The organism is Pseudomonas sp. H26/SER47-MNA-CIBAN-0231, assembly GCF_040310465.1.
Taxonomy (GTDB): domain Bacteria; phylum Pseudomonadota; class Gammaproteobacteria; order Pseudomonadales; family Pseudomonadaceae; genus Aquipseudomonas; species Aquipseudomonas atacamensis.
In genome coordinates, this window is sequence record NZ_JBEOPW010000017.1 from 53,254 (window position 1) to 76,840 (window position 23,587).

General features: G+C 59.7%; 20 protein-coding genes and 1 tRNA gene. 4 read left to right on the top strand and 17 right to left on the bottom strand.

The window, feature by feature from the left end:
- The first annotated feature begins 213 nt into the window (after positions 1-213).
- The 3 genes from AAEZ10_RS21820 (at position 214) to AAEZ10_RS21830 (ending at position 1,137) form a co-directional block, all read left to right on the top strand.
- Positions 214-570, top strand: coding sequence for a type II toxin-antitoxin system RelE/ParE family toxin (locus AAEZ10_RS21820; RefSeq protein WP_039757680.1), 357 nt, complete (start codon positions 214-216; stop codon positions 568-570).
- Complete coding sequence (locus tag AAEZ10_RS21825) at positions 563-883, top strand: helix-turn-helix domain-containing protein (RefSeq protein ID WP_039757682.1); 321 nt, start codon at positions 563-565, stop codon at positions 881-883. The genes AAEZ10_RS21820 and AAEZ10_RS21825 overlap by 8 nt, the downstream gene beginning before the upstream one ends.
- A 95-nt stretch (positions 884-978) precedes the next feature.
- Positions 979-1,137, top strand: coding sequence for a YqaE/Pmp3 family membrane protein (locus AAEZ10_RS21830; protein ID WP_003228885.1), 159 nt, complete (start codon positions 979-981; stop codon positions 1,135-1,137).
- Positions 1,138-1,253: 116 nt separating this feature from the next.
- On the opposite strand, the gene AAEZ10_RS21835 is transcribed toward AAEZ10_RS21830, so the two are convergent.
- From AAEZ10_RS21835 to rpsU, 16 genes are all read right to left on the bottom strand, one after another.
- Positions 1,254-3,053 carry a S9 family peptidase gene (locus AAEZ10_RS21835; protein ID WP_350570969.1) on the bottom strand — a complete coding sequence of 600 codons (1,800 nt, stop codon included), beginning with the start codon at positions 3,051-3,053 and terminating at the stop codon, positions 1,254-1,256.
- Positions 3,019-4,179: a pyrroloquinoline quinone biosynthesis protein PqqE gene (gene pqqE / locus AAEZ10_RS21840; protein ID WP_071173825.1), complete on the bottom strand. Its 1,161-nt coding sequence runs from the start codon at positions 4,177-4,179 to the stop codon at positions 3,019-3,021. The genes AAEZ10_RS21835 and pqqE overlap by 35 nt, the downstream gene beginning before the upstream one ends.
- A complete protein-coding gene (pqqD, locus tag AAEZ10_RS21845) occupies positions 4,151-4,426 on the bottom strand; it encodes a pyrroloquinoline quinone biosynthesis peptide chaperone PqqD (protein ID WP_071173824.1) in 276 nt (91 codons plus the stop codon). The genes pqqE and pqqD overlap by 29 nt, the downstream gene beginning before the upstream one ends.
- Positions 4,423-5,175: a pyrroloquinoline-quinone synthase PqqC gene (gene pqqC, locus AAEZ10_RS21850; protein WP_003228879.1), complete on the bottom strand. Its 753-nt coding sequence runs from the start codon at positions 5,173-5,175 to the stop codon at positions 4,423-4,425. Before pqqC ends, pqqD begins: the two co-directional genes overlap by 4 nt.
- Before the next feature lie 139 nt (positions 5,176-5,314).
- Positions 5,315-6,226, bottom strand: coding sequence for a pyrroloquinoline quinone biosynthesis protein PqqB (pqqB, locus tag AAEZ10_RS21855; RefSeq protein WP_073476540.1), 912 nt, complete (start codon positions 6,224-6,226; stop codon positions 5,315-5,317).
- 81 nt (positions 6,227-6,307) lie between these two features.
- Positions 6,308-6,382, bottom strand: a complete 75-nt coding sequence (gene pqqA / locus AAEZ10_RS21860) for a pyrroloquinoline quinone precursor peptide PqqA (protein WP_003444522.1) — start codon at positions 6,380-6,382, stop codon at positions 6,308-6,310.
- Between the two features lie 156 nt (positions 6,383-6,538).
- The gene (gene pqqF, locus AAEZ10_RS21865) at positions 6,539-8,950 is read right to left on the bottom strand and encodes a pyrroloquinoline quinone biosynthesis protein PqqF (protein ID WP_350570972.1); all 2,412 of its coding nucleotides are present in this window, start codon (positions 8,948-8,950) and stop codon (positions 6,539-6,541) included.
- 38 nt (positions 8,951-8,988) lie between these two features.
- Entirely contained in the window at positions 8,989-9,783 is a 795-nt protein-coding gene (locus AAEZ10_RS21870; protein WP_348970243.1) for a carbon-nitrogen hydrolase family protein, read from the bottom strand.
- Positions 9,784-9,795: 12 nt separating this feature from the next.
- Complete coding sequence (locus AAEZ10_RS21875) at positions 9,796-11,478, bottom strand: flavin monoamine oxidase family protein (RefSeq protein ID WP_024014552.1); 1,683 nt, start codon at positions 11,476-11,478, stop codon at positions 9,796-9,798.
- A gap of 215 nt (positions 11,479-11,693) precedes the next feature.
- Positions 11,694-12,155: an Lrp/AsnC family transcriptional regulator gene (locus AAEZ10_RS21880; RefSeq protein WP_016772879.1), complete on the bottom strand. Its 462-nt coding sequence runs from the start codon at positions 12,153-12,155 to the stop codon at positions 11,694-11,696.
- A 306-nt stretch (positions 12,156-12,461) separates the two neighbouring features.
- Positions 12,462-12,944: a YjaZ family protein gene (locus AAEZ10_RS21885; RefSeq protein WP_231507545.1), complete on the bottom strand. Its 483-nt coding sequence runs from the start codon at positions 12,942-12,944 to the stop codon at positions 12,462-12,464.
- A gap of 237 nt (positions 12,945-13,181) precedes the next feature.
- Positions 13,182-13,258 (bottom strand) — tRNA-Ile (locus AAEZ10_RS21890).
- A gap of 15 nt (positions 13,259-13,273) precedes the next feature.
- On the bottom strand, positions 13,274-17,020 hold the full coding sequence (locus AAEZ10_RS21895) for a bifunctional diguanylate cyclase/phosphodiesterase (RefSeq protein WP_350570975.1): 3,747 nt from the start codon (positions 17,018-17,020) through the stop codon (positions 13,274-13,276).
- A 125-nt stretch (positions 17,021-17,145) separates the two neighbouring features.
- Entirely contained in the window at positions 17,146-18,993 is a 1,848-nt protein-coding gene (gene rpoD, locus AAEZ10_RS21900; protein WP_024014550.1) for an RNA polymerase sigma factor RpoD, read from the bottom strand.
- Positions 18,994-19,060: 67 nt separating this feature from the next.
- Positions 19,061-21,031 (bottom strand): DNA primase, encoded by a 1,971-nt coding sequence (gene dnaG / locus AAEZ10_RS21905; RefSeq protein WP_071173777.1) that lies wholly within the window; start codon positions 21,029-21,031, stop codon positions 19,061-19,063.
- 486 nt (positions 21,032-21,517) lie between these two features.
- Positions 21,518-21,733 (bottom strand): 30S ribosomal protein S21, encoded by a 216-nt coding sequence (gene rpsU / locus AAEZ10_RS21910; RefSeq protein ID WP_002551877.1) that lies wholly within the window; start codon positions 21,731-21,733, stop codon positions 21,518-21,520.
- Positions 21,734-21,932: 199 nt separating this feature from the next.
- Here rpsU and tsaD point away from each other — a divergent pair, with 199 nt between their 5' ends.
- Positions 21,933-22,958, top strand: a complete 1,026-nt coding sequence (gene tsaD / locus AAEZ10_RS21915) for a tRNA (adenosine(37)-N6)-threonylcarbamoyltransferase complex transferase subunit TsaD (protein ID WP_016772883.1) — start codon at positions 21,933-21,935, stop codon at positions 22,956-22,958.
- Between the two features lie 23 nt (positions 22,959-22,981).
- Here tsaD and plsY read toward each other — a convergent pair whose 3' ends face one another.
- Positions 22,982-23,551, bottom strand: a complete 570-nt coding sequence (gene plsY / locus AAEZ10_RS21920) for a glycerol-3-phosphate 1-O-acyltransferase PlsY (protein ID WP_024014548.1) — start codon at positions 23,549-23,551, stop codon at positions 22,982-22,984.
- Positions 23,552-23,587 lie beyond the last annotated feature (36 nt).

A 23,587-nucleotide genomic window follows, 5' to 3' on the forward strand; every position in this document is an offset into this window, starting at 1 on the left:
GTATAACGCACGCCCCACGCCTGATTCTTTTGGCGTGGGGCGTTTTTTTTGTGGCCGGGTTTTACAGACGTGATTTAGAGCTTGAGGGATCGTACCGTGGATGGTCTTTTAGAGACTGCCAGCAAGGGATGCGGCCACGGCCTGATCGGTATCACCGAAAAAGCCGTTTTGCGATCTGTACCACTGGGTGGTATGTTTTTGGAAGGGATACCTATGCCATTGAGGTTGTTCAAGACCAAACGCTTCGCCCTCCAGGCCAGCAGGGCGTGGATCACTGATGAAGAGTTGCAGGAGGCGTTTCACCAGATGCTTCAGGGACAGGCGGACGATCTTGGCGGAGGCGTGTGGAAGAAGCGCTTGAAGGCGAACCGCCACCGTTCGATTGTTTTGGCAAAAGGTGGACATTACTGGATCTACCAAGTGCTTTTCGCCAAGCAGGATCAAAGCAATATCACGCCAACAGAATTGAAGGATTTACGTAAATTGGCAAAGGTTTATGCGCAACTGACCGAAGAGCAGATCAGCGACTTGTTGGCGATGAAGGAGTTTGTGGAGATATGTCATGAGTAAGAAATTCAAAAGTGAAGTCTTTGAATCGATACACGAATCAGCCGGGGCCTTGCTTGCTGTCGGAGCAATCAACAAAGCAACGATGCGAGAATTCGATGACTCCTGTCTGGCATCGGTTCCCTTAGCGATCCCGGCTGAGGAGATCAAGGCGCTACGCGAGCGTAACAAGGTCAGCCAGCCGGTGTTTGCACGCTATCTCAACACCAGTGCATCCACGGTCAAGCAATGGGAATCGGGTGACAAACATCCCAGCGGTATGGCGCTCAAACTACTGAGCATCGTACAAAAACATGGGTTGAAAATTCTCGCTTGAGCCTGACGCAGCTATTGCACTGAACCCTGACGAACGGCGCAGGTCGATTAGCTTGTATGGCTCAAGTGAGCCAACCCCCATTCAGGAGCTGCCCCATGGATTTCATTCGTATCATCATCGCTATTCTGTTGCCGCCACTGGGCGTGTTTCTGCAGGTCGGGTTTGGCGGGGCGTTCTGGCTGAACATTCTGCTGACGTTGTGCGGCTACATTCCGGGGATCGTGCATGCGGTGTATATCATCGCCAAGCGTTGAGTCCGGTAGCGTCTATTAGATAGCTTTCGCGAGCAGGCTCGCTCCCACACTGGATCTGTGGTGTACACAAGTCCTCTGTGGGAGCGAGCCTGCTCGCGAATGGGACGACACGGTTTTCAGTCAACCAGCCTCATCACCCGCCGATAAAACGTCCACTCCCGCTCCAGCGCATGCGCCTGGTTAGCCGCGCGACGGAAGCCGTGGCGTTCGTCAGGGTAGTAATGCGCCTCGACCGGGATGCCGTTGTGCTCCAGCGCCGCGACCATGTCGCGGGTCTGTTGCGGCACGACCACCGCGTCCAGTTCACCCTGGAAGAAAATCACCGGCACGCGAATATTGTCTGCGTGCAGCAATGGAGTGCGGGCGGCATAGCGTTCGGCATCTCGCTCGGGATCGCCGATCAGCCAATCCAGATAATCGCCCTCGAACTTGTGCGTGGCCCGGGCCAGCGCGACCGGGTCGCTGACGCCGTAGAGGCTGGCGCCTGCGCGGAAAACCTGCCTGAACGCCAGTGCACACAATGTGGTGTAACCACCTGCACTGCCACCGCGAATGAACGCGCGGTCACCATCGATCAAACCTTGGCCAGCGAGATAGCTGACCACCGCGCAGGCATCCTCGACATCCACCTCGCCCCAGCGCAGATGCAGCGCTTGGCGATATTCGCGACCATAGCCACTGCTGCCGCGATAGTTGAGGTCGGCGACGGCGAAACCGCGCTGCGTCCAGTACTGGATGCGCGGATCGAGGATCGGATAGCACGCCGAAGTCGGGCCGCCGTGGATAAACACCACCAGCGGCGGTTTCGCTTCACCGCTCATGGCCGGGTAGAAGAAACCATGCGCCTCGCCGGAGCCGCTCGGATAACGCAAGGTCTGCGGACGGCTGATGCGTTCGGCAGGCAATGGAGCCACGCCGCCAGCGAGGATTTTCACGGCATGCGAGACACGATCAATGGCGATCACTGCCGACGGGCTGGTCGGCGATGCAGCGATGCAATGGATGAATTTTTGATCCATCGCCAAGTGGCGGAAGCGGCTGTAGTCACCGCTGAAATCTTCATTTCCCAGGGCCAGGCGCCCGAAACCATCCTCGCTCCAGCTGGCTAAAAATTGATCACCGACAGGCAGCCAAGTGCAGCCGCCCAGTTGCCAGGGCGCGGGCGCGTGATCGGCCTCGGCACTCGGTAGCGCGTGCAAGCCATCAGACGTTTCGCCCCACGGCTGCCAGTAGCCGCCACGGTCCGTCAGGCAACAGAGCCGCCCATCAGCGTCGAATCGCGGCTGTTGGATCGACTCCTCGATCTGCTCACCGGCAACACAGCGAGGCGCAGAAAAATCGCCTTGCGCGACCATCAAGCGCGTCGAGGTCCACGGCTGATGCGGGCGACTCCACTCGATCCACGCCAGCCGCTGGCCATCGGGGCTGAGCGTTGGTGACGCATAAAAATCCGCACCCTCGGCCAGCACCTGTCGCGTACCGGTCGCCAGATCAATTGCCACCAGGCGATGCCGATCCTGCTGCTCTTCAACCGCCAATACCCGGCCAGCGGCGAATTGCAGATCGCCGTAGCGGCAGTCAGTCGACGTCAGCGCGACCGGCTCGCCATCCAGCGCCTGCCGATACATCTGCTGATCCGCTTCATTGACGAAAACCACCCCGTCAGGCGTCAGACAAAACGCACCACCGCCATATTCGTACACGCGGCTACGCACGCTGAAGCCGTCCGGCGTCAGACGTTTCGCTGCGCCATCGCGCCAATGCCAGATCCGGCATGCGGCATCCTCGGGGCGGTATTCATTCCAGAACAAACCATCGGCGCCGAGCTGCAGTTCGGCGAAGTCGGTCCCGGCGGCGACGGCCTGGGCGGCGCTGAAAGGCTCAGCCCTTGGCGATGAGGCGTGAGTTTCGTTCATTGCGAAAGGCCAATTGTTCGATGGTTTGAGTGGCGCTCTCGGCTTCTTCGCGGGCCTTGAGGATCACGCCGTGATGTTCGGACTTGCTGCACACCGGGTCGGCATTACTGGCGTCGCCGGTGAGCATGAACGCCTGGCAGCGGCAGCCGCCGAAGTCTTTTTCTTTCTCGTCGCAAGAGCGGCAGGGCTCGGGCATCCAGTCGTAACCGCGAAAACGGTTGAAGCCGAACGAGTCATACCAGATGTGTTGCATGCTGTGATCGCGCACGTTGGGAAACTGCACAGGCATCTGGCGGGCACCATGGCAGGGCAGGGCGGTGCCGTCCGGCGTGACGGTCAGGAAGATGCTGCCCCAGCCGTTCATGCAGGCTTTCGGGCGTTCTTCGTAGTAGTCCGGGGTGACAAAGATCAGCTTGCACGGATGCCCTTCGGCTTCCAGCCTGGCCCGGTATTCGTTGGTGATGCGTTCGGCGCGCACCAGTTGCTCCTTGGTGGGCAGCAGGCCAACACGGTTGAGCTGCGCCCAGCCGTAGAACTGGCAAGTGGCGAGTTCGACGAAGTCGGCCTCCAGCGCAATGCACAACTCGATGATGCGGTCGATCTTGTCGATGTTGTGCCGATGGGTGACGAAGTTCAGCACCATCGGATAGCCGTGGGCCTTCACCGCACGAGCCATTTCCAGCTTCTGCGCAAAGGCCTTTTTCGAGCCGGCGAGCAGGTTGTTCACTTGCTCGTCGCTGGCCTGAAAACTGATCTGGATGTGGTCGAGCCCGGCCTTTTTGAAGTCGCTGATTTTCTGCTCGGTCAGGCCAATGCCGGAGGTGATCAGGTTGGTGTAGAAACCCAACTGCCGCGCTTCACGGATAAGTTCGGCCAAGTCCTGACGCACCAGCGGTTCGCCGCCGGAAAAGCCCAATTGCGCCGCGCCCATCTCCCGCGCTTCGCGGAACACCTTGATCCATTGCTCGGTGGTCAGCTCTTTGCCCTGCTCGGCGAAATCCAGCGGATTGGAGCAGTACGGGCATTGCAGCGGGCAGCGGTAGGTCAGCTCGGCGAGCAGCCACAGCGGCAGGCCGACTTGCGGTTTGGCCGGCAGATCAGCCAAGGGTGAGCCAGTGTTGCTCACGGGCAACCTCCATGAATTGCTCGACGTCGTCACCGAGCTCGGGCACGCCGGGGAACTGCTTGTCGAGTTCGGCAATGATTGCCGCGACATCGCGTTCGCCATCAATCAGGCCGCCGATCAGCGCGGCCGTTTCGTTGAGCTTGATCATGCCTTCCGGGTACAGCAAGACATGGCCCTTCTGCGCCGGTTCGTACTGGAAGCGATAGCCCGGGCGCCAGCTCGGCACTTTGCTGCGGTCGAAATTCATAAGGTGATTCCTTTATGCCAGACCCGTTGTTCGGTCACGCTGTGATACGGCGGACGGTTCAGTTCATAGGCCATGCTCATGGCATCGAGCATGCTCCAAAGAATGTCCAGTTTGAACTGGAGAATTTCCAGCATGCGCTCCTGGCCTTCGCGGGTCTTGTAATGCTCAAGAGTGATCGCCAGCCCATGCTCGACGTCACGCCGCGCCTGACCGAGACGGGTGCGGAAGTACTCGTAGCCGGCCGGGTCGATCCACGGGTAATGCTGCGGCCAGCTGTCGAGGCGCGACTGGTGAATCTGCGGCGCGAACAATTCGGTCAGCGAACTGCTGGCGGCTTCCTGCCAACTGGCGCGACGGGCGAAGTTGACGTAGGCATCGACGGCGAAACGCACGCCGGGCAGCACCAGCTCCTGAGAACGCAATTGGTCCGGGTCGAGGCCAACAGCCTGTCCCAGACGCAGCCAGGCTTCGATGCCGCCATCTTCACCGGGTGCGCCGTCGTGGTCGAGCAGGCGCTGAATCCACTCGCGGCGGATTTCCCGATCCGGGCAATTGGCGAGGATCGCTGCGTCCTTCAGGGGAATGTTCACCTGATAGTAGAAGCGGTTGGCGACCCAGCCCTGAATCTGCTCGCGGGTCGCGCGGCCTTCGTACATCGCCACGTGGTACGGGTGGTAGATGTGGTAATAGGCGCCTTTGGCGCGCAGGGCCGCTTCGAATTCGGTGGGGGACAGCGGGGTGTCGGTCATGTCTGTTCTCCGGGAACAACCCTGGAAATCTCTGGTGTCTGTGCTGGCCTCTTCGCGAGCAGGCTCGCTCCCACAGTTGATCGCATTCCAATGTGGGAGCGAGCCTGCTCGCGATAGACCGCGCAGCGGTCTCGATTGCTTAAAGCACGATACTCATGCCATCAAACGCCACTTCAACATTACGCCGCACCAGCTCCGCACGCTCCGGGGAATCCTCGTCGAGGATCGGGTTGGTGTTGTTGATGTGGATAAGTACCTTGCGCTGCTCGGGCAACTGCTCCAGCACTTCCAGCATGCCGCCGGGGCCGTTCTGCGCCAGGTGGCCCATCTCGCGACCGGTGCGGGTGCCGACGCCACGGCGCTGCATTTCATCGTCATCCCACAGCGTGCCGTCGACCAGCAGGCAATCACTGCCCGCCATGATTTCCAGCAGCGGCGCATCGACCTTGCCCAGCCCTGGCGCGTAGAACAGCTTGCCGCCCGTGTTGAGGTCTTCAACGATCAAACCGATGTTGTCGCCCGGATGCGGATCGAAACGGTGCGGCGAATACGGCGGCGCGGCGCTGCGCAACGGCAACGGTGTGAAACGCAGGTTAGGGCAGGCCGCTACGGTGAAGCTCTGGTCGAGCTCGATACGGTTCCAGTCCAGCCCGCCGTTCCAGTGGGTGAGCATCTTGAACAGGGGAAAACCGGTGCTCAGGTCTTCGTGAACCATGTCCGTGCACCAGACCTGATGCGGGCAGCCTTCGCGCAGGCTGAGCAGGCCGGTGGTGTGGTCGATCTGGCTGTCCATCAGGATGATCGCGCTGATGCCGGTGTCGCGCAGGGCGCGGCCTGGTTGCATCGGGGCGAAGCTTTGCAGTTGCGCGCGGATGTCCGGCGAGGCATTGCACAGCACCCAGTTCACGCCGTCATCGGAAATGGCGATGGACGATTGGGTGCGGGCCTTGGCGTTCAGGCTGCCGTCGCGAAAGCCTGCGCAGTTGACGCAGTTGCAGTTCCACTGCGGAAAACCGCCACCGGCGGCCGAACCCAGAATCTGGACGAACATGAACGCTCCATCATTTCAACGCGGAAAATAAAACGCCTCGGCGAGCCGAGGCGTTGCACTGCGATTCTGCGTAAGCAGAACTCAGCGGCTGGCGAAGTACATGGTGACTTCGAAGCCGATACGCAGGTCGGTGTAAGCAGGTTTGGTCCAGGCCATGAGATGTCTCCTTCTGAGGGTTGGGATAGCGCTATCCATAGGTATAGTCCACGGCAGCGCGGTGATGTTCCAATTAGTTAGGCGGCTATGTTACTCAAAATTTCAACGGCGTGACCCGTGAATCTTTGAGAAAGCTCCTTGCAGCCTCGGTAATGATCAGTTTGTCGCTTGCCACGGCGCGTCCGGCATCGATTCATTGGCCAGGCAATGCCAGCCGCCCTCGGCGTTGATCAGACGCTGTGCAGCATCGAGTAAAGCCTCGCGATTCAGCTGCTGGATCGCCGCGACCAACTGCTCACGATAATCCGACGAATGGCCAGCGAGTTTGCCCTGCCACAGCAGCTCGGCAGCATCCTTCGTGGACAGCGTGGCGTCGTCGAACTGATCGGCGAGGCTTTGGCGCTGTTGCTTGAGGCTTGCGTCATCGAGCGTTTCGATCAACGCGGGGATGTTTTTGAGGAACTCTTGAATGTATTCGAGCAACTCGGCGGCCGAAGTCGTCGGCGATTGCACGCCAAAGACAATCGCGGTCCTGCCGTGCAATTGACGCAGCGCGCTGAACACGGCGTACCCCAATTGCAATTCGACACGCAGGCGCTGGTAAAAAGGCGTCTGGCACACCTGAGCCAGAAGGCGCCATGCAGCTTCATCAGCGATGTCGCGGCTGGCAGTCGGGCAGACCAGCAGCAAGGCGTGTTCGCTGGAGGCTGTGTTGATCTGGCTCCATTGATACTGGCCTTGTGTGGTTGGCATGACCGGTAGCTGAGTGTCCGGTGTGCCGGGAATGCGGCTCAGCGCCAGGCCCAAGGCTGATTGCGTTTGTTGGTTAAGGCCTAGAGCGAGGCCGTCCCAGCGCGAAGTTTTCCACAGCTGATTGGCGTCATCGCTGGTTTCAATCGTGGGCAGGCATTTCTCTGGCAACGCTTCGAGTAGTTGGCGGATCGGCATCGACGGTATCTGCACCGCGTCGCGCGGCGAATCGGCGTCGATCATCGTCAGACATTTCAGCGCATGCTCGAGGATGCTGGGCATCGGTTCCTGTAGTCCGGTCATTTTCAGCAGGCATTGGTTACCTGCGGCGCTGAAAGACAAGTCCACTCCGGCTTCGGACGCATCCTGTCGGGTCTGGCGCAGACTTCGCTGCAATCTTGCGCGCAGATCGGCGCTGGCCGCCGTCTCGACCTGCCAGCGCAGGTAAATCGCGCCCTCATCGCTGTTGTCCGGCAGGGCCAGGCTGAACTGCATCGGCGATCGCTCGCGACGACTGCGCGAGCGATCCTGGGCGAAGGTGCGCAGGCCACGGTGGGCGCTGGTCTGGCCGCGAATCAGCCCGGCGTTGGCCAGCGGTTCACTGGCGCGCAAGAAAGGGTTGGCGGCGGGCAGATGCCAATGATCGCTGAAGTTATCCACAACGCCGATCTCGCAAAGGATGTGCTCAAGTGCGGTAGCGCCGGATTCGGACAGGCCGAATGCTTGCTGCTCGAGATCGAGCCGTGCCAGTTGCAAAGCGCCGCTGACTTGCTGCTGGCGCTGAAGCAGGGCGGCGTATTCCTCGCGCAACGGCTTCCAGTCCTGACGGGCGAAGAAGCTCAGCCAATCCAGCAGGTGTTCGCGAATGGTATCCAGGCGGTCGCCGCCAGCATTGAATTGAAGATGCAGCAGCGCTTGGCCGGCGAACTGGTAAAGCGGCGTGGCTTTCAGGCTGTCAGCCAGATTCTGTTGATGCAGGTATGCGAGCAATCCACCAGGTTTTGCGCTTTTCAACCAATGACAGAGAAAAGCCATCGCCTCGGCGGATGACTCGGGCAACGCGTCGAAAGCAAATAACAGGTTCGTGTGAGCGCCGACCTGTTGATAACTTTTCACTGCCAACGGTGGCGGTGCGGCCTGGGCAACTTTATCCCCAACCGGCAACACCGCTGCGAATTGCTGCGCCAGCTCCCGAAGCTCATCGATACTTTGCGGCCCGACCAGACTGAGGGTCATTTGCCCGGTTCGATAAAAGCGCTGATAGAAGTCTTGCAGCGCCGACTGAAACCCAGGCGATTCGACCTGCAAGCTGTCCCGATTGCCCGCATGAAAACCGCGCAACGGATGCTCCGCTGGCAAACCTTCATACAAGGCAAAATGCTGCTGCGCTGTCGGATCCTGCGACCAGGCGACGAATTCGGCCTGCAGCACTTCCCGTTCGCGCAGTTGATCGTCCAGATTCATACGTGGCCGGGCGAGCATGTCTGACAGACGCTCGAGCCCCGCGCTGAAGGACGGCACGGGCAGCTCGAAGAAAAAGTCCGTGGTGCGCTCACGGGTGCTGGCATTCACTTGGCCGCCGTGACGTTGCACGTAGGCCATCAGCCCTTCGTCTGTGGGAAAACGCTCGGTGCCGAGAAACAGCAAGTGCTCGAGAAAATGCGCCAGCCCCGGCCATGCCAACGGCACGTCATGGCTGCCGGCCGCCACGCGCAACGCGGCAGCGCTGCGCTTGAGACCGGGCACGTGGCGCAGGGTCACGCGCAGGCCGTTGGCCAGGGTTTCAGAGTGGGGGCGGGGATGAGTCGGCGCAGGCATGGGCACTTCCAGAACAGTGAAGTGCCCATGCTAGCGGATTAGCGGCGGTTGAGCGCGCCGTAAAGCTCCGGGCGGCGATCGCTGAGATAGCGATTGGCCTGACGTGAGTCGTTCATCAATTGGCGGTCCAGTTCACCGACGATCAACGCTTCGTCCAGACCTGCCAGGGCGATGCGGCTGCCGTCCGGCGCGGCAATGCTGCTTTGCCCACAGTACTGAATATCGCCTTCATGGCCGCAGTAATTGGCATAAGCCACGTAGCACTGGTTTTCGAAGGCGCGGGCACGCACGGTGACATCGGCGACGAAGTCGAACGGAATCATGTTGGCCGTAGGCACCACGATCAGCTCGGCGCCGGCCAAGGCCAGGCGCCGCGCGTTTTCCGGAAACTCCAGGTCGTAGCAGATCAGGAAGCCGAGCTTCCAGCCGTTCAATTCAACCACCGGCAAGTCGGAGTCACCGGGGCTGAACATCGATCGGTCGAGGTCGCCGAACAGATGTGACTTGCGGTAATTGCACAGGCGCTCGCCGTGGGCGTCGATCAGTTGCACGGCGTTGTAGATCTGACCGTCGGCGGTGCGCTCCGGATAACCGTAAACGATCGCCAGACCCGCAGCCTTGGCAATCCGGCCGATCTGCTGCGCCCATTCACCGTTGTAGACCTCGGCCAGCGTGCTCACCGCTTCGGCGCCGATGTTGTAACCGGTCATGAACATCTCCGGCAGCACCAGCAGGTCGGCGCCCTTGGCCTCCATCGCTACTTGATGCAGGCGATGCAGGTTGGCGGCGGGGTTCAGTGGCAGCGGTGGACATTGGTAAACGGCTACGCGCATCGGGGAATCCTCTTACTCGGGCAGGGCGATAGGGCCGATGTCTTTGAACACATCACCCGGTCCCGGGTTCTCTTTATGTGTGGAGCCGCCGAAATGTTTCATGATGCCCCACACCGCGTTGAGCGAAGTCTGCACTGCGCCTTCGACCCACGCCGGTGTCCACGACACGTCGTCGCCGGCGATGAAAATCCCGCGCTGCTCGGCCGGCATGTCGTCCTGCATGAAGTGCGCGTACATGCGCTGGTTGTAGCGGTAATGGCCGGGCAGGGCGCCTTTGAAGGCACCGAGGAAATACGGATCGGCTTCCCACGACACGGTGATCGGGTCGCCGATGATCCGCGCGGCGATGTCTACTTTCGGGTAGATCTTTTTCAGCGCGTTCAACGCCAGCTCAACGCGTTTTTCCACCGGATGCGGGAGCATTTTCAACGCGTCGCTCATCCACGAGTAAGACAGGCAGATCACCCCCGGCTTGTCGTCGCCGTTGTCGAACAGATAGGTGCCACGGGTCAGGCGATCGGTGAGGGTCATGCTCATCACGTCGCGGCCGGTCTCCGGATCCTTGTCTTTCCAGAATGGCCGGTCGACCATCACGAAGGTTTTCGACGACTGCATGTAGCGCGTGCGGTCGAGGGCCATCCACATCTTCTGCGAGAACAAGGTTTCATCGCATTCGATCTGAGTGGTCAGCAGCCAGCTCTGGCAGGTTGTCAGGACGGCGGCGTATTCGCGGGTGTCACCGTTGTTGTCGGTAACGGCGAAACGGCCCTCCGGTGCATGAGCAATTTTCTTCACACCGGAACGCGGCGCGCCACGGTGCAGGGATTTCAGGCTGGTGCCGGCCGGCCAGTGCACGCAGCGCTCCGGCACATGGCGCCAGATGCCCTGCGGCACCTGCTCGACGCCACCGACCACCAGGTGCTGGTGATCGTCGCAATTGGTCATTACCACGCGGAAGATTTCCAGCATTGAATTGGGAAAGTCCGAATCCCAGCCGCCGGTGCCGAAACCGACCTGGCCGAATACTTCACGGTGCTGGAACGACAATTTGGCGAAGGCTTTCGAGGTGGCGACGAAGTCGTAAAAAGTCCGGTCGTCCCACAGCGGCACCAATTTGTTCCACAGCTCTTTCAGGCGCGGCACATCGCGATCACGGATGGCTTGCTGGATGTCGGAGAACTGCGAACCGGCTTCCAGCGCATCTGCCCAGGCGTCAGCCACTTCCTGAAACAATGCAGGAAGATCCTTCAGGCTTTCGGCGTAATAGGTTTCGCCTTCCAGATCGATCACGGTGCTGCCAGAAGCGCCGGTCAACGGGTTGGGAAAAGGCTTGGTTTCGAGGCCGAGCTTGTCGACGTAGTGGTAGAACGCTGTGGAGGACACCGGAAAGCGCATGCCACCGAGCTCGGCGACGATGGCATCGGTGCCGTTGAAGGCCTGCGAGCGCAGACGACCACCGAGTTTCGACGCCTCGTACACCACCGGCTTCAAACCGAGTTTCATCAGTTCATACGCAGCCACCAGACCGGCAATACCCGCGCCGACAATCGCCACCTCAGCGCCATGGTGCTGCTCGGGAATGCTCCCCAGGCCGGCGGGATGCTCGATCCAGTCGTCAAACGCGAACGGAAAGTCCGGACCGAAAATGGTGACTGGTTTTTTTCCGTCTGCAGGATGGCGATTGTTCTTGTTCATGGCTGACCTTATTGGCGACCCGACGCAGGATTCGCGTCTGAGTATAGGAAAAGATGCCAGCCATTCTAGGGAGCGTGGAGCGCGTTAATAAGAAGCAATGTGTCGTCGTTTTGCCTGATTGTTGTGCAGACTGACGATTGCGGGCTGCATACCGACCAAAAAAGTGGGAGCGAGCCCGCTCGTGAAGCGGCTCAGCCAGAATGCCCGGCCAATGCTCAGACCGGCTGCCCGCGATCAATCTTGCTGCTCAGAATGATCGAAGTCGTAGTTTTCTCCACCCCATCGACGCTGCCAATCTGATCCAGCAACTGATCCAACTGCTCCGGCGAATCGGTGCGCAACCACGCCACATAATCAAACTCGCCACTCACCGCACACAGCTGCTGCACCTGCGCCATCGCACTCAAGCGCCGCAGCACGTCCTTGCCGGAACGCGGCTGCACCTTGATCCCGACGTAGGCTTGCAAGCCACCATCGACCACACGCTGACCCAAGCGCACACCATAACCGGTGATTACCTTGGCCTTTTCCAGGCGTGCCAGACGCGACGTCACCGTCGTGCGAGCAATGCCCAGTTGACGGGCGAGCATGGCCACGCTTTCGCGGGCGTTGATTTGCAGCGCGGCGATTAGCTGGCGGTCGATTTCGTCGAGGATGGGTTGGCGGGTGTCTGGCAAGGGGGACTCCGGTGGCATGGGCGATGAGATTGCCGATGGTACAGGGTCAAGCGCATTGGGGCATATTTGGAACCTATCGCTCGAAGGGAGGGATAACGGCTGTGACGGTTGCTCTTGTCAGGTTCAAGGGCTATGATCGGTACGTCAGCACAGACCGGAACTTTGCAAGCAAAGGGTGTTGATTTCGGTGGCGCAAGCCACTCCTAGCCAGTGAGCGGGATAAGCGGGAAACCGTAAAAGGACAGGCCGATATTTCAGATTTACAGAAAGCCCCGTTGCGCAAGCATCGGGGCTTTTTGCTTTCTCTCACACGGATTTCCCCGCGTTACGCATTTCCAGAATGTAGCGGACGTTATGTGGTTTTCCTTTCGGCAGCTTCGAGCGTCCCCATTCAGCGACCTCGTAGGCGGAAATAATCCGGAGTTTGAGAAAGTTCGTTGTATTTTGCGGCTTGCTGATCGAAAAAAAGACCGCGTAGTCATGCAAATCAAGGCAGTAATAGCGCTGACTGTTTTCGACGTAGAAGGGCACAGCCAAGCCTTTAAAAAAGCGTTTTTGCAGGTAGTCCGTGATCTGGCTGCTGTAGTAGTGGCGGTCTGCACAAAAATACCGGACTTCTCCTCTGTGTCTTAGTGGCAGGCCGTGACCTTTGTCATCGGTAAAACAGTGGAACCCGAATTCAAACCTGACGACAAGCTGCTGCTCCGCCACTTCAAATGTCTGTTCAAAAGGCTGTAGATGCGCCATGCAATATCTGCGTCCGCCAATAATCAGGTCTTTCCATTCCATTGTTACTGTCGCCGGACGTATTGATTTCTAGGGATTTCCAAGCCCGGTCGCTGATAAGCAGCGACGTCTCGAGAGTATCCCTGCGAAGACATCATCAACAGATGTCTAACCGCTCAAAACCGCAGCTTAGGATCTTTCCTACAGCTCTGGTTAGGTCTTCCGAACATTGCGCCCGTCGAGACGAAACCCAGCCACTCGCCCACAAAAAAGCCGCGCATTCAGCGCGGCTTTTCAATTTGGTGGGCCCACACGGACTCGAACCGTGGACCAAAGGATTATGAGTCCTCTGCTCTAACCAACTGAGCTATAGGCCCTCAGTAGGCCGCGGATTATAGCGACGGTTTCGCGGCTGTGCTATCCGAAAAATCCGATACGGTTACATGCAGAAACGTCGCGGCGAATTCCTCCGGGGGCAGCGGCAGGCTGACGATGTAGCCCTGGATCTGTTCACAACCTTCTGCGGCGAGGAATTGTTGTTGCGCCTGTGTTTCCACGCCTTCGGCAATCACGGTGAATTGCATGCTGCGACCGAGCGCGATGATGGCGCGTACGATCGCTGCGTCGTGGGGGTCGTCAGGCAGTCCGCGGACGAAGGATTGATCAATCTTGAGGATGTCCAGCGGCAGGCGTTTGAGGTAGCTGAGCGAGGAGTAGCCGGTGCCGAAGTCGTCGATCGCCAGTTGCACGCCGAGGTGTTTGAGTTGGTGCAGCACCGCCAGCGCCTCTTCGGCCTGACTCATGATGAAATTCTCGGTAATTTCCAGTTGCAGTAAATCCGGCCTGAGGCGGTTGTCCTTGAGCAGTTGTTCGATGCGCACCAACAGGTTGGGCTGACGCAATTGCGCACCGGCGAGGTTTACCGAAAGCGGCCCCAACGGTTGGTAGATCTCGTTCCACTCGAACATCTGCCGGCAAGCAGTCTCCAGCACCCAGTCACCGATCTGCAGGATCATGCCGTTTTCTTCCGCCAACGGAATGAAATGCTCGGGCGGAACGTCGCCGAAGGTCGGGTGGCGCCAGCGAATCAGCGCCTCTGCGCCGACCAGACTGTGATCGACCAGGCTGATTTTCGGTTGGTAATAGAGAAACAGCTCATCGCGCTCGATGGCGCGGCGCAGTTCGTGTTCCAGCGCTATGCGCTCGCTGGCCTGGGCGGTGAGGTCGCGGGTGTAGCTTTCGACGCGGTTGCGTCCTTTGGCTTTGGAGCGGTACATCGCCGCGTCGGCGTTTTTCACCAGCGTGGCCACGTCGCAACCGTCGCGGGGATAGAGGCTGGTGCCGATGCTGGCGCTGATAAAGAACTCGTGTTCGCCGGCCTGGAACGGCGCGCCGAAGCAGTTGAGCAGTTTCGTCGCGATGTTGTCGGCGTCGCTGGCTTGCTGCAAGCCCGGCAACAGGATGATGAACTCGTCGCCGCCCAACCGTGCGACCGTGTCGATATCGCGCAGTTGCTCTTTCAAGCGCACGGCGATGCCCTTGAGCAACAGGTCGCCGACCGGGTGGCCGAGGCTGTCGTTGATATGTTTGAAGCGGTCGAGATCGAGAAACAGCACCGCGCCCTGGCCGCCATTTTCCTGCTGGCTGGTCAGGGCCATCTGCAGGCGGCTCTCGAACAAGGTGCGGTTTGGCAAACCGGTGAGCGGGTCGTGGTGGGCCTGATAATCGAGTTTGGCCTGGGCGTGCTTGAGGCTGGAAATATCGGCGAACACCGCGACGAAGTGAGTGATGAACTTGTCGCGATTGCGCACCGCGCTGATCGTCAGCCAGCTCGGGTACAGCTCGCCGTTCTTGCGCCGGTTGGAAATCTCGCCTTGCCAGTGGCCCTCATCGGTCAATTGATGCCACATCGCTGCGTAGAAAGCGCTGTCATGCAGCCCTGACGCCAGCAAGCGTGGCGTGTGGCCCAGCGCTTCACTTTCGCTGTAACCGGTGATTTCGGTGAAAGCACGATTGACGGCGCTGATGTGTTGTTGAGTATCGGTGATCAATACGCCCTCGGCGGTGCTCTCGAAAACGGTGGCGGCCTGCTGCAGTTTTTCCTGCATGAGATGGCGTTCGGTGATGTCGCGGGCGATGGTCAGCATGCAATCCTCGTCGCCAATCGGCAGCGGTCGACTGGACACTTCGCACAGGCGAATCTGCCCGTCGCTGCGACGGATGTGGCAAGTGAAGTCGCGGACGAAACCGTCGCGTTGCAGCAGGTCGAGCATCTGTTTGCGTTCGTTGAGGTTGACCCATATACCCAGATCCAGCGTCGAACGATCCACCGACATGGCGCTGTTGAAACCGGTGATGCGGCTGAAACCTTCGTTGACCTCCAGCAGCAGGCCGTCGCTCTGGCGTGACAGCAGCAGGCCGTCGGGCGACGCATGGAAAGCCTTGGCGAATTTTTCTTCAGAAGTTTGCAGTTGCTGTTGGGTTTCCTTGAGCTGGCTGATGTCGCGCACCACGACTACCAGCGCCGGCGTGGTATCGAGGTCGAAAGGCTCGGCGGAAATCAGCCCGGTGAACAACTGGCCGTTGTTGCGGCGAAAGGGCATTTCCAGATTACGGATACTGCCGGCCTGCAAACGCTGCAAGAGGCCCGGCCCGACGCCGGGGATGCCCCAGATATTGAGGTTGGTGGCGGTCTGGCCGATCACGTCCTCGGCCCTGAGGCCGATCTGCTCCTCGAAGGCCTCGTTGACCTCCAGCAGGCAGCCGTCGGACAGGCGTGCAATCACCAGAATGTCCGGGCATTGCTCGAACACCGAAGCGAACTTCTGCTCGGACAGCCGTAGCGCTTCTTCGGTGCGTTTGATTTCGCTGATATCGATCATCAACCCGCGCATCACCGGTTCGTGGCCATGCTCGATCAGGCTGACAATGTCGCGTACCCACAGGCAGCGGCCGTCGGCGGTGATTACGCGATAGTCGACGATGTGATCGCGGCCCTGGCGCAGCGCTTCCCTGCAATAGTTCTGCGTGCGGGTCAGGTCGGCCGGGTGAATGATGTTGTGCCAGAAACCCGGAATCAGCCAGTGAGACTGTGGATACCCGAGCAAGTCTTCAGCATGGGGCGAAACATAGCTGTAGGTGAAGTCGCTCATCCGCGCTTCCCAGGCGATGGCTGACAAGCTCTCCACCAGGCCGCGGTAGTGATATTCGCTGCTGCGCAATTCCTGCTCAAGGTCGATGCGCCGGCTGATTTCCGAGCTCAGGCGGCGGTTGATGCGAATCACCACGGCGAGGATCGTCATCAGCAGCACCAGACCGGGCAGACCGTACATCAGCAGGTCCGACCAGAACGTGCGGTGGTCGAGCACATTACCGACCCAATGTTCCTGGATGCTGCTGATTTCCGCCGGCGTCATGTCGGCAAGAACTTTATCGAGAATGCCCACCAACATCTTGTTGTCGCGGGGCACGGCCATCGCCAGTTGATAGCGATACGGTGTCTCGCCACTGACGTAAAGTCCGTCGAGCTTGAGCTGGCGCAGGCTCCACACGCTGGAAGCGAGATCGCCAACTACCGCGTCCACTTCATCGGTCGCCAGAGCTTGCAGCGCCGAGCTGACATTGGGCATGGCGACCAGATTCAGATCGGGGTGGTGAGTGCGCAGCAGTTCGTGGGGGGCGTAGTTTTCCACCACGGCGATTTTCAGACCGTAGAGGTCGTCGAGTTTGCGCGGCTGGGCACCGCCGACATGGGCAAGGATGACGATCGGGAAGTCCAGGTACGGCCGGGTAAATGCCAGGTAATTCTGGCGCTCCGGCGTGGACATGATTCCCGGCAGCAAATCGATCTTGCCTTTTTTCACCTGCTCCAGCACCACCGTCCAGCTTGCTGGTTCGATGGGCGTCAGCTTGATCGCCAGGCGCTGGCGAATCACGTCGATATAGTCAGCGGCGAGACCCTGATAGCGGTTCTGATCGTCACGAAATTCGAAGGGCGGCCACGACGCGTCGACACCCAGGCGCAAGTCAGGGTGAGCCGCCAGCCAGCTGCGTTCCTCATCGGTGAGAGTCAGCGCGTCAGCCGTGGCGGTGCAGATCATCAATGACAGCAGAAACAGCACGGGCGCCAGTCTGGGCATAACGCTCTCGTCAGGGCTTGGAGTGATTGTTTCGAGTGTAGACGGGGTACGCGGCGGGGAGGGCGGAGCGGGGAATTTAATCTGCCATAAAACAAAACCCCCGGCCTGGGCCGGGGGTTCTGGTATCACTCGTCGAGGAAGGAGCGCAGATGCTCGCTTCGCGTCGGGTGGCGCAGCTTGCGCAGCGCCTTGGCTTCGATCTGACGGATCCGCTCACGCGTTACGTCAAACTGCTTGCCCACTTCTTCGAGCGTATGGTCGGTGTTCATGTCGATACCGAAACGCATGCGCAGTACCTTGGCTTCACGGGCAGTGAGGCCGGACAGCACTTCGCGAGTCGCTTCCTTCAGGCTTTCCACCGTGGCGACATCGATTGGCGACTGCATGGTCGAGTCTTCGATGAAGTCGCCCAGATGGGAGTCTTCGTCATCACCGATCGGGGTTTCCATGGAGATCGGCTCTTTGGCGATCTTCAGTACCTTGCGGATCTTGTCCTCAGGCATTTCCATGCGTTCGCCCAGCTCTTCCGGAGTCGGTTCGCGACCCATTTCCTGCAGCATCTGCCGGGAAATACGGTTGAGCTTGTTGATCGTCTCGATCATGTGCACCGGAATACGGATGGTGCGGGCCTGGTCGGCGATCGAGCGAGTGATCGCCTGACGGATCCACCAGGTGGCATAAGTCGAGAACTTGTAACCACGACGGTATTCGAACTTGTCCACCGCCTTCATCAGACCGATGTTGCCTTCCTGGATCAGATCGAGGAATTGCAGGCCGCGGTTGGTGTACTTCTTGGCGATCGAGATCACCAGACGCAGGTTGGCTTCAACCATCTCTTTCTTCGCGCGGCGGGCCTTGGCCTCCCCGATCGACATGCGACGGTTGATGTCCTTGATTTCTGCGATGGTCAGGCCGGTCTCGGTTTCCAGCGCAATCAGCTTCTGCTGGCAACGGATGATGTCCGGCTGCACGCGACCGATGGCTTCGGCGTACTTGCTCTTGCCTTTGGCCAGGGCGTCGGACCAGCTTTCGTCGACTTCGTTGCCCGGGAACTGACGCAGGAAATCGGCGCGTGGCATACGTGCATCACGTACGCACAGCTGCATGATCGCGCGCTCTTGCTGACGCAGACGATCCAAAGCACTACGTACACGCTCGACCAGGGCTTCGAATTGCTTCGGCACCAGTTTGATCGGCATGAACAGCTCGGCCAGGGCCAGCAACTCGGCAACCGCTGCCTTATTGTGACGACCGTGCTTTTTCAGGGCCTTGCGGGTGATTTCCATCTGGTCGGCGACGGCGCCGAAGCGCTGCGCAGCGATGACCGGATCCGGACCGCTTTCGGCTTCTTCTTCGTCATCGGAAGATTCGGCATCATCGTCATCGGTATCGTCGTCGGCCTTGACGGCTTTCGGGTCAACCGGCGGCGGCACTTCTGCCGCAGGCGGCGCAATGCCGTCGTCCGGGTCGATATAACCGCTCAGGACGTCGGACAGGCGACCACCTTCGGTGGTGACGCGGGTGTACTCGGAGAGAATGTGGTCAACCGTGCCAGGGAAGTGCGCAATTGCGCTCATCACTTCACGAATGCCTTCTTCGATCCGCTTGGCGATTTCGATTTCGCCTTCACGGGTCAGAAGCTCGACCGTACCCATTTCACGCATGTACATGCGCACCGGGTCAGTGGTGCGACCGATATCGGTCTCCACCGCCGCCAACGCAGCGGCTGCTTCTTCCGCAGCGGCCTCGTCGGTATCGGCGTCGGCCAACATAAGGGCGTCCGCATCCGGAGCACTCTCGTGTACGGGGATCCCCATGTCGTTAATCATGCGGATGATGTCTTCCACCTGCTCCGGATCTGAAATATCCTCGGGCAGGTGGTCGTTGACCTCGGCGTAAGTCAGATACTTCTGCTCACGACCCAGTTTGATCAACTCAATAATACGAGACTGCTGTTGCGCTTTTCCGGACATAACACCCTATCCACTGAAGGTCTTGGCGGGCAAAAAACAAGCCGAGGATTATACCTGAGCTATGACCTCACGCGCCAGTTGAGGTCGGGTTTGATGCGGAAACATTGCGACTTAAAAGGTCGCGCAGTTGATTTTTCTCTTCGACGCTCAGTTCGCTTTGCCGCGCTTTCCTGAGTAACTGTTCGAGATTTCGCTCGCGTTGGCGGGCGGACAAGCTAGTAATGGTGTCGAAAAACTGTTGTTCAAGGTTATCTCCGTCAATCAACCATTCCTTTTCTGCCAGTGCCTTGAGCAAGCGACCCTGTTCAGTGCCGTGCCATCGCGCGATCAACTGAAATGAGTTTAGCTTGGGATTCTTCTGTACGGCTTCGAGCAGCGCCACAAGCAACTGGGCGTTGGTCTGATTTTCATCGGCAATATGCCCGGCGTCCTCGACGCGCTTGGCCAGTTGCGGATGATGGAGCAATGTTCTCAATGCCGTCAGGGTTGGCGATTCAACGCCAATCGGCGTGCGCGGGCGCTGCTGTTCGCGATCGCCACCACGCTTGCCGTTCTTGTCCCACGGTTTCTTGTCCCACTTCTTGCCGCCGGCGCCGGGTTTCTTCGGCGTCCATTCCTGCTGCGGCGCGTACATGTCCTGTGCCTGTGCCTGCGGCTGATGGTAGTCGCTGTAGTCCGGCATGGCGTCGTAATCGAAGCCCGGATCGTAGGCGGGCGGTGCTTCCTGCGGCGCACTCTGAACCAATTGGCTGACGGTTTCGCTGCTCAGGCCGGTAATCTCGGTCAGGCGCTGACGCATGAGGATGCGCAGGTTCGCTCCCGGCACCTTGTCGATCAATGGTGCGGCGAGGGTGGCCATGTGCGCCTTGCCCTCAAGTGAGCGCGGGTCGGATTCTTCGGTCAGTTGCTGGAAAAAATAATCGGCCAGCGGCTGCGCATGCTGATTGATGCGCGCCTTGAATGCGTCGGTGCCTTCGGCGCGAACCAGGGTGTCCGGGTCTTCGCCTTCGGGCAAAAACAGGAACCGCGCGCGACGACCGTCCTGCAGGCACGGCAGGGTCGCTTCCAGTGCACGCCAGGCTGCGTTGCGGCCGGCCTGGTCGCCGTCGAAGCAGAACAATACGTTCGGCACGACGCGGAACAGGCGTTTCAAATGTTCTTCGCTGGTCGCGGTACCCAGTGTGGCGACGGCATTGCGCAAGCCTTGCTGGGCGAGGGCGATGACGTCCATATAACCCTCGACGACGATGATTTCGTCGAGGTTGCGATTGTTCTTGCGTGCTTCATAAAGGCCGTAGAGTTCCTGGCCTTTATGGAATACCGGGGTTTCCGGTGAGTTCAGGTACTTGGGCTTGTCGTCGCCCAGTACGCGACCGCCGAAGGCGATGATCCGTCCACGGGTGTCGCGGATCGGGAACATCACGCGATCGCGGAAGCGATCATAGCGCTTGCCGGTTTCGGCGTTCTCGATCAGCAGGCCGGCTTCGATCATGGCCTTCTGTTGCAGCGTGTCGCTGCTCAGATGCTTGAGCAGGTTGTCCCAGCCTGGCGGCGCAAAGCCGAGGCCGAAATCCCGAGCGATCTCGCCGGTCAGGCCGCGGCCCTTGAGGTAATCCACCGCAGCCTTGCGCGACGGATGACTCTTGAGTGCCTGCCGGTAAAAATCAGCGGCGGCGGTGAGCAGCGGGTACAGCGGCGAATCGGTCGGCTGACGCGGCTTACGCTCGCGGCCGCTTTCTTCGCGGGGGATTTCCATGCCGGCGGCTTTGGCCAGATCTTCGACGGCCTGGGGGAAGTCCAGGTTGTCGTGATCCATGAGAAAGCCGAGGGCGTTGCCGCCGGCGCCGCAACCGAAGCAGTAATAGAACTGCTTGTCGGGGCTGACGCTGAACGACGGGGTTTTCTCTTTGTGGAACGGGCAGCAGGCGGTGTAGTTCTTGCCGGCCTTCTTCAATTGCACGCGCGAGCTGACCACGTCGACGATGTCGGTGCGGTTCAGCAGGTCGTCAATGAAGCTCTGGGGAATCAGCCCGGCCATGGCGTTCTCGTTGTCTGCGCTGCAATAAATCCGTTGCGACAGGCTGTCGGACGCGGGCCATTGCTGGAAACGCACAAAAAGTGCGGCTCGACCGGTGTCGTCTGCGTGATCGCTGTCGGGAAGTGTATCTGCCGAAAATCCACTGACGTTAGTACCTATCAGTCTTCGACTATTTGAAAGTGTTGCGCTGAATCCGCTGACGGCCGGTTGTCGGCCTCGGATAGCTCAATAAAGCGGGCACGCATGCAGGTGCCTTGGGCTGATCGTCGTAAGAGGAATCAGTGGGTGTGCTCGTCAGTAGCCTTGAAAGGCTCGTCAGAAAAGACGTGCACCGCTGGCAAAAGAGCCAGGCCTGACGCGGTGAAGCAGATTTGTCTCGGTCGCATCGGCGGCGTCGACGGTGAAGCATCAAGCGTTTTACGCAAATGCCATTAGCCCGGCTGAGGGCCGGGCTTAGGCAAGAAGCTTGCTACGAACGTCTGTGGATTAGTACAGACGAACGGCGCGGCGCTGTTCGCGCTGAACTTTCTTGGCGTGACGCTTAACAGCGGCTGCTGCTTTGCGCTTACGCTCAGAAGTTGGCTTCTCGTAAAATTCGCGGCTACGAACTTCAGCCAGTACACCGGCTTTTTCGCAGGAGCGCTTGAAACGACGCAGAGCTACGTCGAAGGGTTCGTTCTCTTTTACTTTGACGGCTGGCATCCAGAGCTACCTTCATTCATTACCGGGGTCAACATCCTCGCGGCAAAAGAGCACTTGAAGACGTCGGTTTTTAAGGGTTGCGGATGTTAACCCCTCATCGCTCGGAATGCAAAGCCTCTGATCGAAAACCGCTGGTCGGGGCATCACGTGGCGACTATTATGCGCGCCTTCGAATTCAGCCTAAACAAGGCGCAAACCCATGCTAGTACTGGGATTAGAAACCTCCTGCGACGAAACCGGCGTCGCATTGTATGACAGTGAACGCGGTCTGCTGGCCGACGCGCTGTTCAGTCAGATCGACCTGCACCGAGTCTATGGCGGTGTAGTGCCGGAGCTGGCCTCGCGTGACCACGTCAAACGCATGCTGCCCTTGATCCGTCAGGTGTTGGCCGAGGCCGACTGTGTGCCGACCGAGATCGACGCAATCGCCTACACCGCAGGTCCTGGCCTGGTCGGCGCGCTGCTGGTCGGTGCCTCCTGCGCGCAGGCGCTGGCGTTTGCCTGGGGCATTCCGGCGCTTGGCGTGCACCACATGGAAGGCCACTTGCTGGCACCGATGCTGGAGCCGAAACCGCCGCAATTCCCGTTCGTCGCTTTGTTGGTTTCCGGTGGCCATACGCAGTTGGTTCAGGTCGACGGCATTGGCCAATACAGCCTGCTCGGCGAGACGCTCGACGATGCGGCCGGTGAAGCCTTCGACAAAACCGCAAAGATGATGGGCCTCAATTACCCCGGTGGGCCGGAAATCGCCAAACTGGCCGAGAAGGGCGTCGCAGGACGTTTCACTTTTCCGCGTCCGATGTGTGATCGCCCAGGTCTGGACTTCAGCTTCAGCGGCTTGAAAACCTTCGCCCTCAACACGTGGCAGCAATGCGTCAGCGCCGGGGACGACGGCGAGCAAGCCCGTTGCGACATCGCGCTGGCATTCCAGCAGGCCGTGGTGGAGACTTTGACCATCAAGTGCAAGCGCGCCCTGAAACAGGCAGGCATGAAGCGGCTGGTGATTGCCGGCGGCGTCAGCGCCAACAAGGCGTTGCGGGTTTCGCTGGAAAAGATGCTCGGCGATATGAAGGGCGATGTGTTCTATGCGCGCCCGGAGTTCTGCACCGACAATGGCGCGATGATCGCGTTTGCCGGTTGTCAGCGCCTGAAGGCTGGTCAGCAGGAAAGTCTGGCAATCACCGTGCAGGCACGCTGGCCAATGGAGCAGTTGTCGGCGCTGTAATGAGCGGCGCTCATGAACGGCAGTCAGAAATGCCGTTCGCGCCCGGCAAACAGGTCGCGTAGATTGCCGCGATGGCGCCAGACAATCAGCAAGGTCAGCGCGCTCATTGGCAGCAAGGCTTCCGGCTCTTGCCAGGCCAGCAACGGCAGGGTCAGTGGCGTGGCAATCAGCGCCGCCAGCGAGCTGGTGCGGGTCAGGTAGAACGTCAGTAGCCAGGCACATACGGCCAGCAGTGCGGCGGGTGGATACAGGCCGAGCAGCATGCCGGCGGCAGTGGCAACGCCTTTGCCGCCGCGGAAGCGAAAGTACAAAGGGAACAGGTGACCGATCACGGCGCACACGCCAATCCAGGCCTGATCCTGCAGTGAAAGACCCGCGCTCGAGGCGATCAGCACCGGCAGCAGGCCTTTGCACAGATCACCGAGCAGGGTCAGGATCGCCAGTTTGCGACCGGCCAGGCGCAGCATGTTGGTGGCGCCGGCATTACCCGAGCCACTCATTCGCGGATCCGGATTTCCGGTCAGGCGGCTGAGCAAAATGGCGAAGGACAGCGAGCCGAGCAGGTAGGCGAGAATCGCCAGTAACCAAAACATGCTAACTATTCCGGGCGAGGACGCCCTGATTCTAAC

Excerpts from the sequence above, each read along its gene's own strand:
- AAEZ10_RS21820 (WP_039757680.1), top strand. The coding sequence starts at position 214 with ATGCCATTGAGGTTGTTCAAGACCAAACGCTTCGCCCTCCAGGCCAGC.
- AAEZ10_RS21825 (WP_039757682.1), top strand. The coding sequence starts at position 563 with ATGAGTAAGAAATTCAAAAGTGAAGTCTTTGAATCGATACACGAATCA.
- AAEZ10_RS21830 (WP_003228885.1), top strand. The coding sequence starts at position 979 with ATGGATTTCATTCGTATCATCATCGCTATTCTGTTGCCGCCACTGGGC.
- AAEZ10_RS21835 (WP_350570969.1), bottom strand. The coding sequence starts at position 3,053 with ATGAACGAAACTCACGCCTCATCGCCAAGGGCTGAGCCTTTCAGCGCC.
- pqqD (WP_071173824.1), bottom strand. The coding sequence starts at position 4,426 with ATGAATTTCGACCGCAGCAAAGTGCCGAGCTGGCGCCCGGGCTATCGC.
- pqqC (WP_003228879.1), bottom strand. The coding sequence starts at position 5,175 with ATGACCGACACCCCGCTGTCCCCCACCGAATTCGAAGCGGCCCTGCGC.
- pqqB (WP_073476540.1), bottom strand. The coding sequence starts at position 6,226 with ATGTTCGTCCAGATTCTGGGTTCGGCCGCCGGTGGCGGTTTTCCGCAG.
- pqqF (WP_350570972.1), bottom strand. The coding sequence starts at position 8,950 with ATGCCTGCGCCGACTCATCCCCGCCCCCACTCTGAAACCCTGGCCAAC.
- AAEZ10_RS21870 (WP_348970243.1), bottom strand. The coding sequence starts at position 9,783 with ATGCGCGTAGCCGTTTACCAATGTCCACCGCTGCCACTGAACCCCGCC.
- AAEZ10_RS21875 (WP_024014552.1), bottom strand. The coding sequence starts at position 11,478 with ATGAACAAGAACAATCGCCATCCTGCAGACGGAAAAAAACCAGTCACC.
- AAEZ10_RS21885 (WP_231507545.1), bottom strand. The coding sequence starts at position 12,944 with ATGGAATGGAAAGACCTGATTATTGGCGGACGCAGATATTGCATGGCG.
- AAEZ10_RS21895 (WP_350570975.1), bottom strand. The coding sequence starts at position 17,020 with ATGCCCAGACTGGCGCCCGTGCTGTTTCTGCTGTCATTGATGATCTGC.
- rpoD (WP_024014550.1), bottom strand. The coding sequence starts at position 18,993 with ATGTCCGGAAAAGCGCAACAGCAGTCTCGTATTATTGAGTTGATCAAA.
- dnaG (WP_071173777.1), bottom strand. The coding sequence starts at position 21,031 with ATGGCCGGGCTGATTCCCCAGAGCTTCATTGACGACCTGCTGAACCGC.
- rpsU (WP_002551877.1), bottom strand. The coding sequence starts at position 21,733 with ATGCCAGCCGTCAAAGTAAAAGAGAACGAACCCTTCGACGTAGCTCTG.
- tsaD (WP_016772883.1), top strand. The coding sequence starts at position 21,933 with ATGCTAGTACTGGGATTAGAAACCTCCTGCGACGAAACCGGCGTCGCA.
- plsY (WP_024014548.1), bottom strand. The coding sequence starts at position 23,551 with ATGTTTTGGTTACTGGCGATTCTCGCCTACCTGCTCGGCTCGCTGTCC.